Annotated in this window: 11 protein-coding genes and 1 riboswitch; of the genes, 10 read left to right on the forward strand and 1 reads right to left on the reverse strand. The window is 42.4% G+C overall.

Annotation, left to right across the window (positions count from 1 at the left end):
* The first annotated feature begins 33 nt into the window (after window positions 1-33).
* The 10 genes from QZR76_RS09860 (at window position 34) to QZR76_RS09905 (ending at window position 12063) form a co-directional block, all read left to right on the forward strand.
* On the forward strand, window positions 34-798 hold the full coding sequence (locus QZR76_RS09860) for an RNA methyltransferase (protein WP_294142651.1): 765 nt from the start codon (window positions 34-36) through the stop codon (window positions 796-798).
* A 50-nt stretch (window positions 799-848) separates the two neighbouring features.
* Window positions 849-1418, forward strand: coding sequence for a porin family protein (locus QZR76_RS09865; protein ID WP_294142652.1), 570 nt, complete (start codon window positions 849-851; stop codon window positions 1416-1418).
* A gap of 305 nt (window positions 1419-1723) precedes the next feature.
* Window positions 1724-1826, forward strand: a riboswitch (SAM riboswitch).
* Between the two features lie 322 nt (window positions 1827-2148).
* Complete coding sequence (locus tag QZR76_RS09870; protein ID WP_294142653.1) at window positions 2149-3291, forward strand: homocysteine biosynthesis protein; 1143 nt, start codon at window positions 2149-2151, stop codon at window positions 3289-3291.
* 25 nt (window positions 3292-3316) lie between these two features.
* Complete coding sequence (locus QZR76_RS09875) at window positions 3317-3733, forward strand: NIL domain-containing protein (RefSeq protein ID WP_294142654.1); 417 nt, start codon at window positions 3317-3319, stop codon at window positions 3731-3733.
* A 3-nt stretch (window positions 3734-3736) separates the two neighbouring features.
* Window positions 3737-4495, forward strand: coding sequence for a UPF0280 family protein (locus QZR76_RS09880; protein ID WP_294142655.1), 759 nt, complete (start codon window positions 3737-3739; stop codon window positions 4493-4495).
* A 104-nt stretch (window positions 4496-4599) separates the two neighbouring features.
* Window positions 4600-8121, forward strand: coding sequence for a methionine synthase (metH, locus tag QZR76_RS09885; protein WP_294142656.1), 3522 nt, complete (start codon window positions 4600-4602; stop codon window positions 8119-8121).
* 175 nt (window positions 8122-8296) lie between these two features.
* Window positions 8297-9250 (forward strand): methylenetetrahydrofolate reductase, encoded by a 954-nt coding sequence (locus QZR76_RS09890; RefSeq protein ID WP_294142657.1) that lies wholly within the window; start codon window positions 8297-8299, stop codon window positions 9248-9250.
* A 162-nt stretch (window positions 9251-9412) separates the two neighbouring features.
* Complete coding sequence (locus tag QZR76_RS09895) at window positions 9413-10162, forward strand: sulfite exporter TauE/SafE family protein (RefSeq protein ID WP_294142658.1); 750 nt, start codon at window positions 9413-9415, stop codon at window positions 10160-10162.
* 79 nt (window positions 10163-10241) lie between these two features.
* Window positions 10242-10823 (forward strand): SagB/ThcOx family dehydrogenase, encoded by a 582-nt coding sequence (locus tag QZR76_RS09900; RefSeq protein WP_294142663.1) that lies wholly within the window; start codon window positions 10242-10244, stop codon window positions 10821-10823.
* Window positions 10824-11682: 859 nt separating this feature from the next.
* Complete coding sequence (locus QZR76_RS09905) at window positions 11683-12063, forward strand: fibronectin type III domain-containing protein (protein WP_294142659.1); 381 nt, start codon at window positions 11683-11685, stop codon at window positions 12061-12063.
* 78 nt (window positions 12064-12141) lie between these two features.
* Here QZR76_RS09905 and QZR76_RS09910 read toward each other — a convergent pair whose 3' ends face one another.
* On the reverse strand, window positions 12142-15378 hold the full coding sequence (locus QZR76_RS09910; protein ID WP_294142660.1) for a hypothetical protein: 3237 nt from the start codon (window positions 15376-15378) through the stop codon (window positions 12142-12144).
* Window positions 15379-16170: the final 792 nt, after the last annotated feature.

Below are 16170 nucleotides of genomic sequence, written 5' to 3' on the forward strand. Positions count from 1 at the left end.
TGTTTGTATTTTATTAACCAGCAAGCCTAAAATATGCTTAGCAAACATCTAACAAATGTAATCCAAAACCTCGAAAAAAAGAAATTCAGGGATAAATATAATCTCTTTAAAATAGAAGGAGAAAAATTAGTCGGTGAATTGCTTTTGTCTGACCTGAAAATCGATACCGTTGTCGCTTACCCGGAGTGGATAGGTTGCCACCCTCAAATTCCACGACAATACCGGACCATAGAGGTAAACGAGGCTGAAATGAAGCCTCTCTCCAATTTCAAATCCTTGCCGGAAGTAATTGCGTTGGCTGAAATTCCCGATAAAACACATCAACCGGAAAAAATCAGGAATACCCTCTCTCTTGTTTTGAACGGTATTCAAGATCCTGGCAACATGGGAACCATCCTAAGAATATGTGACTGGTTCGGTATTCATTCCGTATTTTGCGACCATGATTGTGCAAACATTTTTAATTCTAAATGCGTTCAAGCCAGTATGGGAGCTATTTTTCGAGTAGACGTATTTTACGTGGATCTGCTCTCCTTTATCCCGCAGTTCGTGAAAGATGATTTCATATGCTACGGTACTTTCCTCGACGGTGAAAACATTTATCATTCCCATTTGGAAGACAAAGGGTTTATCGTGATGGGAAACGAAGGAAAAGGTATATCCCCGGAAATAGAACAATTCGTAAGCCGGAAATTAACCATACCCAGCTTTGCCGATAGTACTTATTCGACAGAATCCTTAAACGTAGGTGTTGCCACAGGTATTATTCTATCTGAATTTAAACGTAAACAGATTTAAAAATTAAAAATTATTCATACTTTTACAACGGAACTAAAATGAAACGTAATATGAAAAAACTTGTAGTATTATCTTTATTCTGTCTCTTTAGTGCTGTGGCAATGGCACAATCGCTTCCAATCAGTATCGGAATTCATGGAGGCTGGAACGACACAAAAATCAAAGTAAAGGACTTAAAAGTCGAATCTCATGGTGGCTATATGTTCGGAGCCTTTGTCAGGGTCAACTTCGGAAAAATCTATCTGGAACCGGCCTTGAATTTCGCACACAAAGAAACGCAAGCAAAAGACAAGGCAACTGCTGAAAAACGGAATCTAAAATACTCATCTATTGATATTCCTGTTATGGTCGGTTATTATATTCTGAAACTACCAGTCGTGAAATTACGCGGATTTGTAGGCCCGGTCGCTTCATTTATAACCAAAGACGTGAAAATAAAAGGACTTTCCAAAGATTATTTCGATACCGACAAGATGATGTGGAACGGAAAAGTTGGAGCCGGAGTCGATGTATGGAAAGTGACCTTTGATGTGGATTATGAATTCGGTTTGAAGAAATTCGGTGACGGAGTAAAAGCTCCGAGTACTGTTAATCTGACTCTCGGTTTCAGAATCATATAAAAAATACAACCTAAAAATGCTGCCTAATTTTCCTTTTAGGCAGTATTTTTTGTGTAAAAATATTACTAAAGAATTGCAGATCAAAAAAATTCTGCAACCAGATGATTAATGAAATAATCTCTGAATCGGGAATTACTAAATCATCCAATTTATAAAAAACGATCCGTTTATTTTGGAGACAACTTTTATATCTATAATAATCAGTCGTTTACAAACTACTTTCATTAAAAATCACCAGGAGATTTGTTTTATTCTATTTTTATCTTTTCCTTTGTCATATCAATTCAATCTTCAAAAGATTATTTGAATTATAAAGAGGAGTAGAGAGAACGGGCTCATGGAAACTCCGGCAACCTGCGAAAATTCGAAAGGTGCCAAAACCCGACCTGAATACAGGAGTTATAATTTAAAACCCAAAAGCATGAAAACAGAAAAGAAAAATCAGTACCGGAACGGAATCACCCTTAACAGTCAAAATTCCTTCTCTCCTCTTTTCGTCATGTCTATGCGTATGCGCTGCATGCGCTAATATTCTTTTACCCCAGACTTTTTTTGATTTTTTGATTTCAAGGTAGTATTGAAAAGTTTTTTCAATAGGAAGTTAATTAATACACTTCCCGATAAATTTCTATATCGCAATCCATTCAAGACCACCTTATAATCATGGTAATTGCCAGGCAGTTACCCTAAAATCTTTGTTTTATCTTATAAATTCATAAAAGAATCGATCATGACAAAAACATATACGGAAATAAATGAAAAAATTAAAAACGGAAAAGCTGTTGTCCTAACAGCAGAAGAAGTTTCCGAATTGGCGAAGACTTGCTCTTCCAAAGAAATTGCAGAGAAAGTAGATGTAGTAACCACAGCAACATTCGGTGCTATGTGCTCTTCTGGTGCTTTCCTAAATTTCGGACATGCCAATCCTCCCATCCGCATGGAAAAAATTGAATTAAACGGGATACGGGTTTGCGGGGGACTGGCTGCCGTGGACACCTATATCGGAGCTACTGATTGTAACCCGGAAATACCCTCCTACGGAGGAGCGCATCTGATAGAAGATCTGATTGCCGGAAAAGAAATAACCTTGGAAGCATGGGGTAAGGGTACCGATTGTTACCCGAGAAAACATATTAAAACCAAAATATCCAAGGAAACCATCAACGAAGCCTATCTCTATAACCCGCGAAACGCTTATCAAAATTACAATGTTGCCACAAACTCTACGGATCAAATCAAATATACCTATATGGGTACGTTATTACCCAGATTACGCAACGCAGCTTACAGTACGGCCGGAGAGCTCTCTCCCCTGCTAAACGACCCGGAATGTCGTACCATCGGCCTGGGAACCCGTATCTTTCTTTGCGGAGCGGAAGGTTATGTTGCCTGGAACGGTACGCAATTCCACTCCACGAAAGAGGTAAATGCTTACGGTATACCGACAAGCAATGCCCGTACCTTAGCCGTTATCGGAGATCTGAAAAAGATGAGTACGGAGTTTCTACGAGGAGTATACTACGAAAAATACGGGGTAAGTCTTTTCGTGGGAATCGGCATTCCCATACCGATATTGGATGAAGAGATGGCCCGACGGGTTTCTATCCGAAACGAACAAATAGAGACGACTATTGTGGATTACGGAGACGGTAACAAAATATTGGGAAAAACAAATTATGCAGCCCTTCAGTCGGGAGAGATAGAACTCAACGGACAAAAAATCAGGACAGCGCCCGTTTCCAGTATAGCCAAAGCAAGAGAAATCGCACAAATACTAAAAGAGTGGATCGGACAAGGCAATTTTCTATTGACAGAACCGGTTCGTCCTATGCCTACCGGTACCTTTTTAAAGAATTTAAAAGAAAAAGAGTAAGATTCAATCCCTAAAAACAGAAGACATGGCAAAAAAATTAATACTATCATTTCCGGTTGACGCCACAGACAGACCTCTGGTATACGACCTTATTCGCATTTATGATATAAAAATCAATATATTAAAAGCTGAAATTCAACCTGGAAAAACAGGAACCTTATTGGCTGAATTTGATGCCGACGAACTGAAAATCGAACAGGCCATTGCCTTTTTAAATCAAAACGGAGTCATTGCAAATCCGGTTTCCAGCAAGGTATCCCACGACGAAAGTCGTTGTGTAAATTGTGGTAACTGCGTGTCGGCTTGTTTTTCCCACGCCTTGACGATTGGTGTCCCGGACTGGAAACTCCGATTCAATCCGGAAAAATGCATCGCTTGTAAACTATGTTTGAAAGCTTGTCCGCTTAAGCTTTTTAAAATCGAATTTTCAGAAATCCAATAAATTATGAATAACGGGGAATACACGAATCGTACTTACAGGGAACACCTCTGTTCCGATCGTTGGCAATCTTTCACGGTTACCTACAAAGAAACGGATCTTTGGATCGGTGTGGATAAAACCTCTTACCGGAAAGAGATGCAAACTTACGCTTTCTCCCGGACAAAAAACTTACGGGAAGAGATGGATCGTTACCTACAAAAAGATCCGGAATACCATAAGGCTTTAACCCCTTACCCGCCTCAAGAGAAAGCTCCGCTCATCTTTCAACGAATGTCCGATGTATCCTTCCGTTCGGGTATCGGGCCCATGAGTGCCGTCGCCGGGGCCGTTGCAAAACATATAGCGGAAGAATTGAAGAGTAAATTCCTTATCCGGGAAATTGTCGTTGAAAACGGAGGAGACATATACGCGGATATCTGTAAAGATATAGATCTCTCTGTTTTCGCGGGTACTTCTCCCTTGTCCGAAAAAGTGGGTTTCACGATTCGTGCCCATCGCTCTCCCTTGGGAATTTGTACCTCCTCCGGTACGGTAGGTCCTTCTTTAAGCTTCGGCAAAGCAGATGCGGTTATGATTGTATGTAAAGATTGTGCTTTGGCCGATACTTATGCAACAGCCTTTGCCAATCAAATACAAGAGGCAGAAGACATAGACCCTTGTCTGGAAAAGATCGGAATGATTCCGGAAATTTTAGCCGCAATCTGCATTAAAGAGGATAAAATCGGAATTTTAGGAGAATTTGATTTTAAAATTTGGAAATAAAACATAATATGTAACTTTGAAAACGGGAGCGGTTGAAACACGGGTGGTCGTAATTACGTTGACCGATCAACGAGACTCTCTGTTTTATGCAATTAACATATACTATGGACATAAAGACAGAACTACATAAAAGAATACTGATACTGGACGGGGCCGTCGGAACGACTCTTCAACAATATGACCTGACCGAGAAGGATTTTCGGGGAGAACTATTTATGAACCATCCGCTCCCCTTAAAAGGAAATAACGATATCCTAAATCTTACCCGCCCCGATATCATCCGGGAAATACATGAAAGTTATATCGAAGCCGGGGCCGATATCATCGAAACGAATACATTCAATTCGAATGCCATTTCACAAAAGGATTACGGCTGTGCCGATGAAGTTTATCAGCTGAATCTGGAAGGGGCTCGTATCGCCGTAAAAACAATACAAGCTCACCCCGAAAAGAATATCTACATCGCCGGAAGCATAGGCCCTACCTCCAAATCTTTAACCCTCTCCCCGGATAATGACCGGCCGGACTTTCGACCGATAGATTTCGATATGTTAGCCGCCGCCTACGAAACACAAGTACGAGGATTAATAGACGGAGGTGTTCATCTACTATTGGTAGAAACCGTATATGACGGATTAAATGCCAAAGCGGCTCTCTATGCTATTTCAAAAGTACAGGAAGAAAAAGGAAGTCGAATTCCGGTGATGCTTTCGGCGACCGTCAACGACCGGAGCGGACGCACGCTGACAGGACAAACCATCGAAGCTCTCTATACGGCTGTATCCCATTATCCTATACTCTCTTTCGGATTGAATTGCTCTTTCGGTGCCGCCGACCTCCGCTTGTTCCTGAAAGAAATATCTTCCAGAATTCCCTGTTTTTTAAGCGTATACCCGAACGCGGGATTACCGAATGAAATGGGTGAATATGACGAATCTCCGGAATATATGGCCGAACAATTGAAACAAATGGCAGACGAGGATTTGGTTAATATTGCCGGAGGCTGTTGCGGAACAACTCCCAGGCATATAAAAAAAATTTCCAGTATTCTACGGAATCAACCTCCCAGGCCATGTCCCCGCAAACACCCCTTACTTACCGTAAGCGGATTGGATACGATCACCATCGATCCTCTTCAAAATAATTTCACGAACATAGGTGAACGCACTAACGTTGCAGGTTCTGCCAAATTCGCACGACTCATTCGGGAAAAGAACTATCGGGAAGCTGCCTCCATTGCACGCAAACAAATCTCCGAAGGAGCATCCGTCATAGACATCAACATGGACGACGCCTTACTTAACGGTCCGAAAGAGATGGAACATTTTATCCGGATCATCAATAACGAACCGGATATCGCCAAAGCCGCATTTATGATTGATTCTTCCGACTGGGATACCATTCTTTCCGGTCTGAAAAACAGTCCAGGAAAATGCATTATCAATTCGATCAGCCTAAAAGAGGGAGAACAAGCTTTTTTAGAAAAAGCACGGGAGATTCATCGTTTAGGAGGCGCTATTGTGATCATGGCCTTTGACGAGGAAGGACAGGCTGCTACATTCGAACGCAAAATAGATATTGCCCGACGGGCATATGATCTGTTGACCCGGCAAACCCGGATCCCACCGGAAGATATTATCTTCGATGTCAATGTTCTCGCCATCGGAACCGGCATTGAAGAACACAATCATTATGCCGTAGATTTCATAAAGGCAGTACGTTGGATAAAACAAAACCTGAAAGGATGTCACACTTCCGGAGGTATCTCCAATCTGTCCTTCTCCTTCCGGGGAAATAATCCGATACGGGAAGCCATGCATTCCGTATTCCTCTATCATGCTATCCGATCCGGACTGGATATGGCCATTGTTAATCCGTCCCTATTACAGATATACGATGAAATTGAGCCGAAATTATTGAAGGCCGTCGAGGATGTCGTATTGAATCGTTTACCGGAAGCAACTGAAAATTTGATTGCAATCGCTGAAAAATACAAAACGACTTCGACACCGAGCCAACAAAATAAAACGGAGGAGTGGCGTTCCGCTTCCCCGGAAGAGCGTCTTATTCATGCACTCGGCAAAGGAATTACCGAATATCTTTCGACAGACCTGAAGGAAGCCCTTCTTCACTACCCCACTCCTATAGAGATCATCGAACAACCTTTGATGAAAGGTATGGAACGGGTAGGCCAATTATTCGGTGAAGGCAAAATGTTTTTACCCCAAGTTGTAAAATCAGCCAAAGTGATGAGAGAAGCCGTTTCTATTTTACAACCGGAAATCGAACGTTACAATGCCAATAAAAACCTGAAAACGGCAAAAAGGCCGAAAATCATACTGGCGACGGTAAAAGGGGACGTACACGATATCGGAAAAAACATCGTTAATATCGTACTCTCCTGTAATAACATAGAGGTTATTGACCTGGGCGTGATGATCGATCACCATACAATCGTAGAAGCAGCCAAACGGGAAAAAGCCGATTTTATAGGAGTCAGCGGATTGATTACTCCTTCTCTCGGAGAGATGGAACAATTGTGTAACCTGCTACAAACCGAACATTTACAAATACCGCTAATTGTCGGTGGAGCCACGACCTCCTCCGTGCATACCGCCGTCAAACTGGCACCTCTTTATGATTATTGCGTTGTCGAAGGTGGGGATGCCTCTCGGACAACGACTCTTTTAAAACAATTATTGAAAGACCCAAAAGGAACTATCGCAAAAATCAAGGAAAAACAGGAAGAAATTCGACAACACTATTATTCAAAATCCTCTCAACTCCTATCCTTAGCGGAGGCCAGGAAAAAAGCCCCTCACTTTGCTCCGGATTCCTATCCGCCGGCAGAATTCGGGGAACATAATCTCTTGGGAAAACACATGAGTGTTGAAAACTTTGTAGATCGAATCGATTGGACTCCGTTCTTTCATTTCTGGGGATTCAAAGGCCGTTACCCGGAGATCGTTTTTATCAATGAAGAAGCAGAAAAAATCCATCAGGCAGCCATGGAAATGCTGGGAGAAATCATTACCCAAAAAGAACTCGACATTTCTATCATTGTCCGTTTCTATGATGCTTATTCGGAAAACGATAATATCGTTTTAAACGACATCCGCACTCTTCCGATGCTGAGGCAGCAGGCAAAAAATAGCGAATACATCTCGTTGGCCGATTTTATCCGCCCAAAGGCGGAAGGAAAGAACAGCATAGGACTTTTTTGTCTGAAAGTTTCCGACCGACGTCCTTCCTGCGATTGCCACGATTTCAAGCATCTGCTAAGGGAAAGTTTATGTGCCCGAATTACAGAAGCTTGTGCCGTATGGATGCAGGAACAACTAAGCGAAGGCCTGCCTGTGATCCGTCCCGCATTCGGCTATCCGGCCTGTCCTGATCATTCCCTGAAAAAAGAAGTTTTCGAACTATTGAATGCCACGGAAGAAATAGGAGTTCACTTAACCTCTTCCTACGCCATAGTTCCGACAACAAGCCTATGCGGCATGCTGATTTCACACCCGAAAGCACACTATTTCAGTATCGGTAAGATCGGCGAAGATCAATTAACAGACTACTGCCGACGCAGAGGTATTCCGTTAAAAGAAGGAAAACGTTTGTTGAACAAATAAATACGACACAAAGAAAAAACGAATAGCATTTTTACTCTTGCGGAGATTGTCTGTATCATGTAGAGTTGAGAAAGAATATAATTTCAATATAGGACTGCAAATTATAAATGATCAACTACTTCATGTTTTCCCGGACAGTTTCATGGAAGAATTATAAACTAAAAATAATACGATCATGAAAGTTATCGATATACTCCAAAAATCCGACCGCCCGATATTCTCTTTCGAACTGGTTCCTCCTCTAAGAGGCGGAGATATACACCGAATTTATGAAGCCATAGAACCCCTAATAAAGTTCGCCCCTCCCTTTATCAACATCACTTTTCACCGGGATGAAGAAGAGTATCGCGAACGTCCCGACGGCTCTATCGTGAAGGTTACGGTTACCAAACGCCCGGGCTCTGTCGCCCTGGCCGCAGCCATTATGAAACGTTATCCTGTAGAAGTCGTTCCTCACATCGTATGTGGAGGAGCTACCCGCCACTCGATTGAAAACGATTTGATAGATTTGCATTTCCTCGACATAGAAAACGTAATGGTCTTACGAGGAGATCCTGTTTCAGGACAACGACACTTTATTCCGGAAGAAGGAGGCCATAAATACAGCTACGAACTCGTGGAGCAAATAGTACGGATGAATCAAGGAAAATACCTGGACGACACGCTTACCGATGCAGTCCCGACCAATTTCTGCATAGGTGTTGCAGGTTATCCCGAAAAACATTACGAGGCCCCCAATCCGACCTGCGACATTGAAAACCTCAAACGGAAAGTAGATGCAGGAGCCGATTATATTGTAACTCAAATGTTTTTCGATAACGACAAATATTTTTCTTTTGTTGAAAAATGCCGAACTATCGGAATTACTATTCCCATCATCCCGGGATTAAAACCCATTTCCACGTTTAAACACCTGGAGACCCTTCCCAGAACCTTTAGCCTCGATATTCCGGAAGGTCTGGAACACGCTATCCGGAAATGCCACACGAATAAAGAAGTCAACCGGGTAGGCATCGAATGGTGCATCGCTCAAAGCCGGGAGCTTATCCGCAAAGGGGCACCGGCCGTACATTATTACACGATAGGAAAATCTGAAAATATTCAAGAAATTGTCAAACAGGTCTTTTAATGTCATTCCAATAAAATTTATAACCTTCTTTAAACAGGCCTATATCAAAAAACTGTTGCGGTCAGACCGCACCTACAAATTCAAAACCTATTTGATAATACCCTCGAATTATTGATTCTTTTCCCCGAAAAATTTTAACTTTGTATAATAAATACCATGACCATGAGTTTGACGGAAGCTTTGATTACCATTCTACTCGGGACGGCCGCAGGGTTTATCAATACCTTCGCCGGAGGAGGCTCCATGTTAGTGGTTCCATTCTTAATTTTCATTGGATTACCGGCTAACGTAGCCAATGCAACAAATCGGGTCGCCATTCTATTACAAAACATCGTATCCGTAGGTAGCTTTAAACATAAAAAGATACTCGACTTTAAAACCGATTCGAAGCTTTTATTGCCAGTAGCCATAGGTAGTATTGTCGGAGCCTTCATTGCCGTGGATATTAACGAAGAGATTTTTCGAAAAGTAATTGCCGGACTATTAGTCATTATGTTTTTTATGATATTGTTGGATCCTAATTCCTGGGTAAAAGCCAACGCAGAAAGGGCAAAAGTAAAAAACCCTTGGTTGCGCCATCTGGTATTCTTTATCATCGGGATATACGGAGGTTTTATTCAGATTGGAATCGGCTTCTTTCTATTGGCAGGATTGGTATTAGGATGCGGTTACGATCTAATAAAAGCCAACGCGATCAAATTATTTATCGTTCTATTTTATACCATTATTGCCTTGGGTATTTTTTTCTATTATGGATTAGTCGATCTGAAAACAGGACTGATACTTGCTTGTGGAAATATGCTCGGTGCTTGGCTCGGAGTCCGTTTCAGCATAAAATGGGGAGCGAAGTACATTCGATATTTCCTACTTGTTATTTTAATTATTGTGGCCATCCGGCTTTATTTTACCTAACTAAAAACCTTAAAACATGAAACATTATCTTTTTTTTATCGGTATTTTATTCATGACTAACACGCTAAATGCTCAAAACATGAAAGAGATTAAACTAAATGCTCCGAATAAAACAAGGGGAGCAAGCCTAATGCAAGCTTTGAACGATCGGGAATCTGTCAGGGAATTTTCTAATAAGTCGTTAAGCACTCAGGATTTAAGCGATCTTTTATGGGCCGCGAATGGCATCAACAGACCGGATTCAAAAAAACGTACCGCCCCATCGGCTCTTAATAAACAAGATGTCGATATCTATGTTTGCCTCCCCGAGGGAATTTATCTATACGATGCGGAAAAAAACAGTTTAAAACCCGTAGCAGAAGGAGATCATCGGGCCGCAGTCGGAGGCCAGCAGGATTTCGTCCAGACAGCTCCCGTTTCCCTTATCTTGGTTTCGGATATCTCCCGCTTCGGAATGGGCGATAACGAACAAGTCCGGTTAATGGCAGCTATGGATGCCGGAATCGTTTCACAAAATATCAATCTGTTCTGTGCAGCCAACAACTTGGTTACGGTTCCCCGGGCCTCTATGGACAAAGATAAATTGAAAAAAGTCCTCAACTTAAAGGAGCATCAACTGCTTCTGATGAATAACCCGGTAGGATATCCCCAAAAGAAATGACAATTGTAGATTAACGATTGCAGATATAGCAATCGAATAATCAAACGCACCTTGATAGCACTTTTGCCCCGTCCCTAAGTGCTATCAAGGTGTTTTACAATCCCATTCACAAAATCGTTGAATTCTTTTAATCCACAATTTATAATTATCAGTTCGCTGTTCATTATTTATGCCTCTCCGTTTTTTTCCTTTCCCCTTCCCTTTAGATTTATGGTCACAATTTATGACTATCCAATCACAAAATCACTCAATCTCCTAATCTCAGAATTTTTTACTCTACAATTGTCAATCTAAAATTTACAATTAAATAGCACATTGTACCCGTCCCTGTGGGTTACTAAAAAAAGAAGATATACAAAAAGACAAATCTGTACTATATTTTTTCTTCCGAACATGACTACCCCCGGCCCCGTGTGCTTCCATAGAGAGAGAAAGCTCCTTTTACATGTGAAGTTGAAGGCTATGACGAATATGACATCAGTATCAGTAAGAATATAGATCTGTACACGGACAAGGATGAGTTTCACGTTGATTACAGCCTCAACACGTTTGAATCTTCTACTGCATATCAGTCGGTCAAATGCAAAGAGTTGCTGAAACCATCTCGGGTTTCCTGAAAGTATTCGAAGGGAATGGAGATCGGAAAGTGTGCTGGCATTGTTTCAGTTTTGCACTTTCGAAATCCGTAACAACCCAAAAAACGTGACCTGAAAAATAAAAAAAATGAAGTAGAATGTAAAATAAACCATATTTATGGATATAAGTTTATATTAATTGTAATATTTTTTTAATTATAAGTTTGTAAAGTTTCGATAAATTTTGTATATTGCATAATGTAAACATATTAAATTAATAAGCTATGAAAAAAATTAATCGAAACTTTTTTAAGTCATCCATGTTTATCTGTTTGTGCTTAATGATTGTAACACTTATAAGTGCAACAGTATGTAGACCTCCCGGACGACCTGAGCCACCCAAAATTGTAGAGATTGGACCAACTTGGTGTATAATTGAATATACTGCACCGGATGATGACGGCGGTTGTGCTATAACGGGTTATCGCATTGGTTATAGATATAAAGGTGGATTATGGAAAGTGGTGGGTTCTAATGTAAAAGTGTGCAAAGTAAAGCTTAAGGGTCTTAAAGAAGGCGAAGAAGTTGAATTTCGTGTTAGTGCCATAAACGATGTAGGAGAAGGTGATTCATCTAAACCGAGTGAAATGGTCTTACTCCAGTAGGTAATACTATTTCAAAAAAGTATCATTTATAAAAAGCCAACAATGAATTAGTTGGCTTTTTATAATACTCTTTCCGACCTACTTTACTTTTACCCATTTTACCGCATCCGCCACGACCAACTGGGCATACTTTCCATTACCATTTGAAAACCCTTCTCTTTCATACTCTTCATCATCAACTGGAGGAACACCCCGGTCATCCAAAACAACGCGGGATTCCCCCGCCGGTAAAACAAACGTACCCAGAGACACCCAATCGGCATCTCCCTTTGCCACCTCCCGCGCGACTTCTTTGCTTCCCCCCGGGGTATCGACGGTATAATAATGCTTCATTCCCGGGTATTTCGATTCATAGGTATAAAGCGCATCTCCATTTCTAACATCAGGCAGGTAAACAAAAATCTCGTACCTGCCCGCTTCCGGAAGATTCGCTATCCATTCAGCCTTAAAACTTCCGTTCCCGGCAACTTTGGTAAAGGCGCTATGGACCTCTTCCCCGTAAAATTCAACTTCTATGGATGGTCTTCCCCACGTGTCCTTCTTAAAATTAATACTATGATTATATTCCTTCATATTGTCTTCTGCCAACCGTTCCGCCAATCGTTTCAACCTGTTTCCCGACGAATCGATCAAATGAAAACCCTCGTCCTCGTTATCGACAATAATTTCACCGGGAGGATAAAACTGGTTCTTGTCAAGCGGAATGATACGTTCAGCGGGAATGTCTCCCTTCCATAACGAGGTGCCATGGAACTCGACACGTTCCGGTATGCGTCTCGAAAAATTGGTGGACAAGAAAAAAGAGTATCCATCAACCTCGTGAGCGATGATTCGCTTGTATTCTCCCGGCTTGACCGGGAAGCTCCGCCAATCGACAATAACCCACCTCCCGTAATCATCAGAAAAAGCCTCAATTACCGAAACGCACCCGTCCACCTCACCGGTATTACCCACTTTAAAATCAACCGCCTGCACCTCCCCCGTTTGCCGGTATGTCAAGTCCTTTATCACCAGCCGCGGTATCTCTCGCGTCGTGTACCAGTCGTCCACGAATGGCCTGATGTCCCGCCCGAAACGCTCGCGGAACCCCTCCATAAACAAATCAAAATCTACTTCCCGGAAACGGGCACTCTCGTGGAACTCCCGGGTGTAGGACCGCAACGAATCCCAGCCGGTAATCGTCGTCAGATAAGCCAGCAACTGCGAAACTTTCATGCTAATCAATTTATCGTATCCCCGCGAATACCCTCTCCGGATTAGTCCCTCCAATCCTCCTTTCGTGATACTATCCAGCATCGACGGGAACAAAATCAACTTGTCAAGCGACGGGTTTGCTATTTTACCGAACAACATGTCTATCCCCGCGTACCTGTCGGAAGCAACGCTCCAGTGGAAATCAGAGAAAAGCCGATCTGCGTGTATATCGTCAAGGAAAAAAGGAAAATCATTGAGTAACAGGTATTCCTGTTTATTCATATCTCTTAATCTGTCAACGGAAGGGGCTCCCGGTTTATAAGATTCTTCCAACATCCGTTCCCCGAAAAACGCCATTTCCGGCTGGATGTTATTATGGAATGAATACTGGTTAAGAAAAGAAGAAGGAGCCTCCACTAATTTAAGAAACCTGAACGGGTACGGGTTAGGCATGCTTCCCTCTATGCGATTGCGGCACTTGTTCACCAACTCCTTCCGGTACTCCTTTGCGTTCGGGTATTTTGCGATTTCATCCAACCAACCGTCAAACGGCTTCAAATAAAAATCATTGCCCGGGTACGTGTAGAACTCTACCGTGATGGAGTCTGCCGTCACCGACCGCTTCACGTAATCGCCCATGCAAAGCGACAGACCGGTCAACGACTGCAAATTACGGAACGTCACCTCGTCCTCCCCCTCCTCCGGGATGCCCTGCGACAAGACTACCTGCCTGCCGGGATTCTTCACGCGCAGCGTGTAATCCGTGAAATTCATTTCTCGTGACGGCTGCAACGCTACCGGGGCCACTGCCGCCGGGTACCACAACACCTCCGGGATGAGTAGCGTGTAATCCCCCGACACGAACGCGGAACGTTTCCCGTACCGATCCACCTTTGTCAATGGCCGCTCGGGAGCAAAATAATCCTCTTCATCGATGTCCACCTGGTAAATATCCTCGTCGATACATCCGCCGTAGTCTATCTCCAGCACCACACTATCCCCGGGAGCCAGCGATCGTTCGACCACCACCACCTGTCGGTACCGCCGAAAGGGCACTTTCTCTTCCCCCGACTTCAGCTTGCTGATTTCCAACCCGGGGTTCAAGAACAAGATCAACTGCTCCATCCTCTCTGCTTTCCGGTTCACCACCGTCATCCGGCTCGTGGCAGAAAAAGTCTCTCCTTTCGGCTTATACGTGATATCATGTGTTGCGATTCGCATTTTGGGATACGCCTCGTAACGAGAAAAAACCTCCCGGTACGCTTCCCGGTTCTCCCGGCGGGTTTGGAACTTATCGATATAAACGTATCCCGTCCCCACGGCTGACATCAGCAACAAACAACCTGCCGCGTGGTAAAACACTTTTTGTCCCGGCATTTCGGACAACCGCCTCGTGAAAGGAACTGCCACGCACAACAATCCCAGCCCCAGCAACAAGAACATTCCCCGTTGCAACAGGCACACGTCGGAATGCATAAACCCCACGATCGAGGAAAAAGATTCCGGTAACAGGCTTCCCCGGAAATCCAATATCCCGTGAAATGGTTTCGTCAGGTAAGCATACGACACGCAAAGGAATGCGGTCAGCACGAACCAACTCAAGAATGGATGTCGCAGAATCCTATTCACCAACAACGACAGCCCCGTCACGAATACGAATGTCGGCAACATGTCTTTCAACAAGAAGGACAAGTACACCCACGGGTTCACTGGCGAATCTGGAATCATCAAATGAATGAATAGGCAAAACGCCATGAAAACGACATCCGCAATCAAAAAGGGGAGTGCCATTCCCGCTAATTCCCCCCAAAAAAATTGACTATTGCTTAACGGCTTCACTGAAAGCACCTCCCGGCTTTCTACTTTCTTCCTCTTCCTCTGCATATCACAAGTTAAGAGCACCACGACCAAAGACTGGAACAAGTTCAGGAAATAGACCCCTCTCGCCGGGAGAGAGGATGCAAACGCTATATTCCACCATATTTCCCGCTGAATGTCCCACGGGACGAGAAACGCCAAAATGTAGCTCAATACTCCCACGATAAAAAGGCGGAACAACCAGTTCCTCTTTACCAGCTTACTCTCGTAAGTCACAACGGTTTGCCATGCTCTCATATTCATTATTTTTATATATTTACATTCTCCTCCGAAATCACTTCTTGCTATAAAGATAGAACTAAATTGGTGTATTTTCAATATTCTTCACACATTTTTATCAAAAGTACATTGGAACATTTATTGAATCAGTCTGTTACGATTTGAAAAGTATCGTCTGGATTGAACACTTTTGGGAACACTATCGGTAATTAATGAAAAGAATGAAGAAGAATAGCCTGTGTCACACCGAAAAAGATTTTGCATATTAACAAAGGAATTGTTCTCCATTCGGTTATTTTGGAACAATTGAAAAGTCTTCGTTTTTTCGTGATTGTGATTTCCTTAGTAGACATCCGGGGATTATGTATCATTTTGTTATTTAAAATTATTTTCACGAATATATCATATAGCTAAATATTCAAGAGATATGTATAGGCAGATACGTCACACGTGACAAACTATTATAGAATTAGATAGCGACAGATTATAACGTGTAAAGTCATTGTAGGACGATGAAAAATAAAAGAAAAATTTTAGATTAAAATGTAAACTTTTTTTAGGACAAGACAAATCTCCAATCACAAAATCACTCAATCTCCTAATCTCAGAATTTTTTAATTTACAATTAAATAGCACTTTGTACCCGTCCCTGTGGGTTATTTTAACGTTAATTCTTCCTTTTTATCTACCGAAATAACAGTAAGCATTTATCTTTGTAAAAGATCAACCGGAGATAGAAAACCGTTATTATGGAGGAAAGTGTTCTCGAAAAACTAAAAATACTGGCAGAATCTGCCAAATACGATGTATCCTGCG

This window comes from uncultured Sanguibacteroides sp. (assembly GCF_900543425.1).
Classification (GTDB): domain Bacteria; phylum Bacteroidota; class Bacteroidia; order Bacteroidales; family Marinifilaceae; genus Gabonibacter.

What these genes read in the sequence shown, in the direction of transcription:
- QZR76_RS09905 (WP_294142659.1), top strand. Translation starts at nt 11,683, where the DNA reads ATGAAAAAAATTAATCGAAACTTTTTTAAGTCATCCATGTTTATCTGT.
- QZR76_RS09910 (WP_294142660.1), bottom strand. Translation starts at nt 15,378, where the DNA reads ATGAATATGAGAGCATGGCAAACCGTTGTGACTTACGAGAGTAAGCTG.
- QZR76_RS09900 (WP_294142663.1), top strand. Translation starts at nt 10,242, where the DNA reads ATGAAAGAGATTAAACTAAATGCTCCGAATAAAACAAGGGGAGCAAGC.
- metH (WP_294142656.1), top strand. Translation starts at nt 4,600, where the DNA reads ATGGACATAAAGACAGAACTACATAAAAGAATACTGATACTGGACGGG.
- QZR76_RS09895 (WP_294142658.1), top strand. Translation starts at nt 9,413, where the DNA reads ATGAGTTTGACGGAAGCTTTGATTACCATTCTACTCGGGACGGCCGCA.
- QZR76_RS09865 (WP_294142652.1), top strand. Translation starts at nt 849, where the DNA reads ATGAAAAAACTTGTAGTATTATCTTTATTCTGTCTCTTTAGTGCTGTG.
- QZR76_RS09890 (WP_294142657.1), top strand. Translation starts at nt 8,297, where the DNA reads ATGAAAGTTATCGATATACTCCAAAAATCCGACCGCCCGATATTCTCT.
- QZR76_RS09875 (WP_294142654.1), top strand. Translation starts at nt 3,317, where the DNA reads ATGGCAAAAAAATTAATACTATCATTTCCGGTTGACGCCACAGACAGA.
- QZR76_RS09860 (WP_294142651.1), top strand. Translation starts at nt 34, where the DNA reads ATGCTTAGCAAACATCTAACAAATGTAATCCAAAACCTCGAAAAAAAG.
- QZR76_RS09870 (WP_294142653.1), top strand. Translation starts at nt 2,149, where the DNA reads ATGACAAAAACATATACGGAAATAAATGAAAAAATTAAAAACGGAAAA.
- QZR76_RS09880 (WP_294142655.1), top strand. Translation starts at nt 3,737, where the DNA reads ATGAATAACGGGGAATACACGAATCGTACTTACAGGGAACACCTCTGT.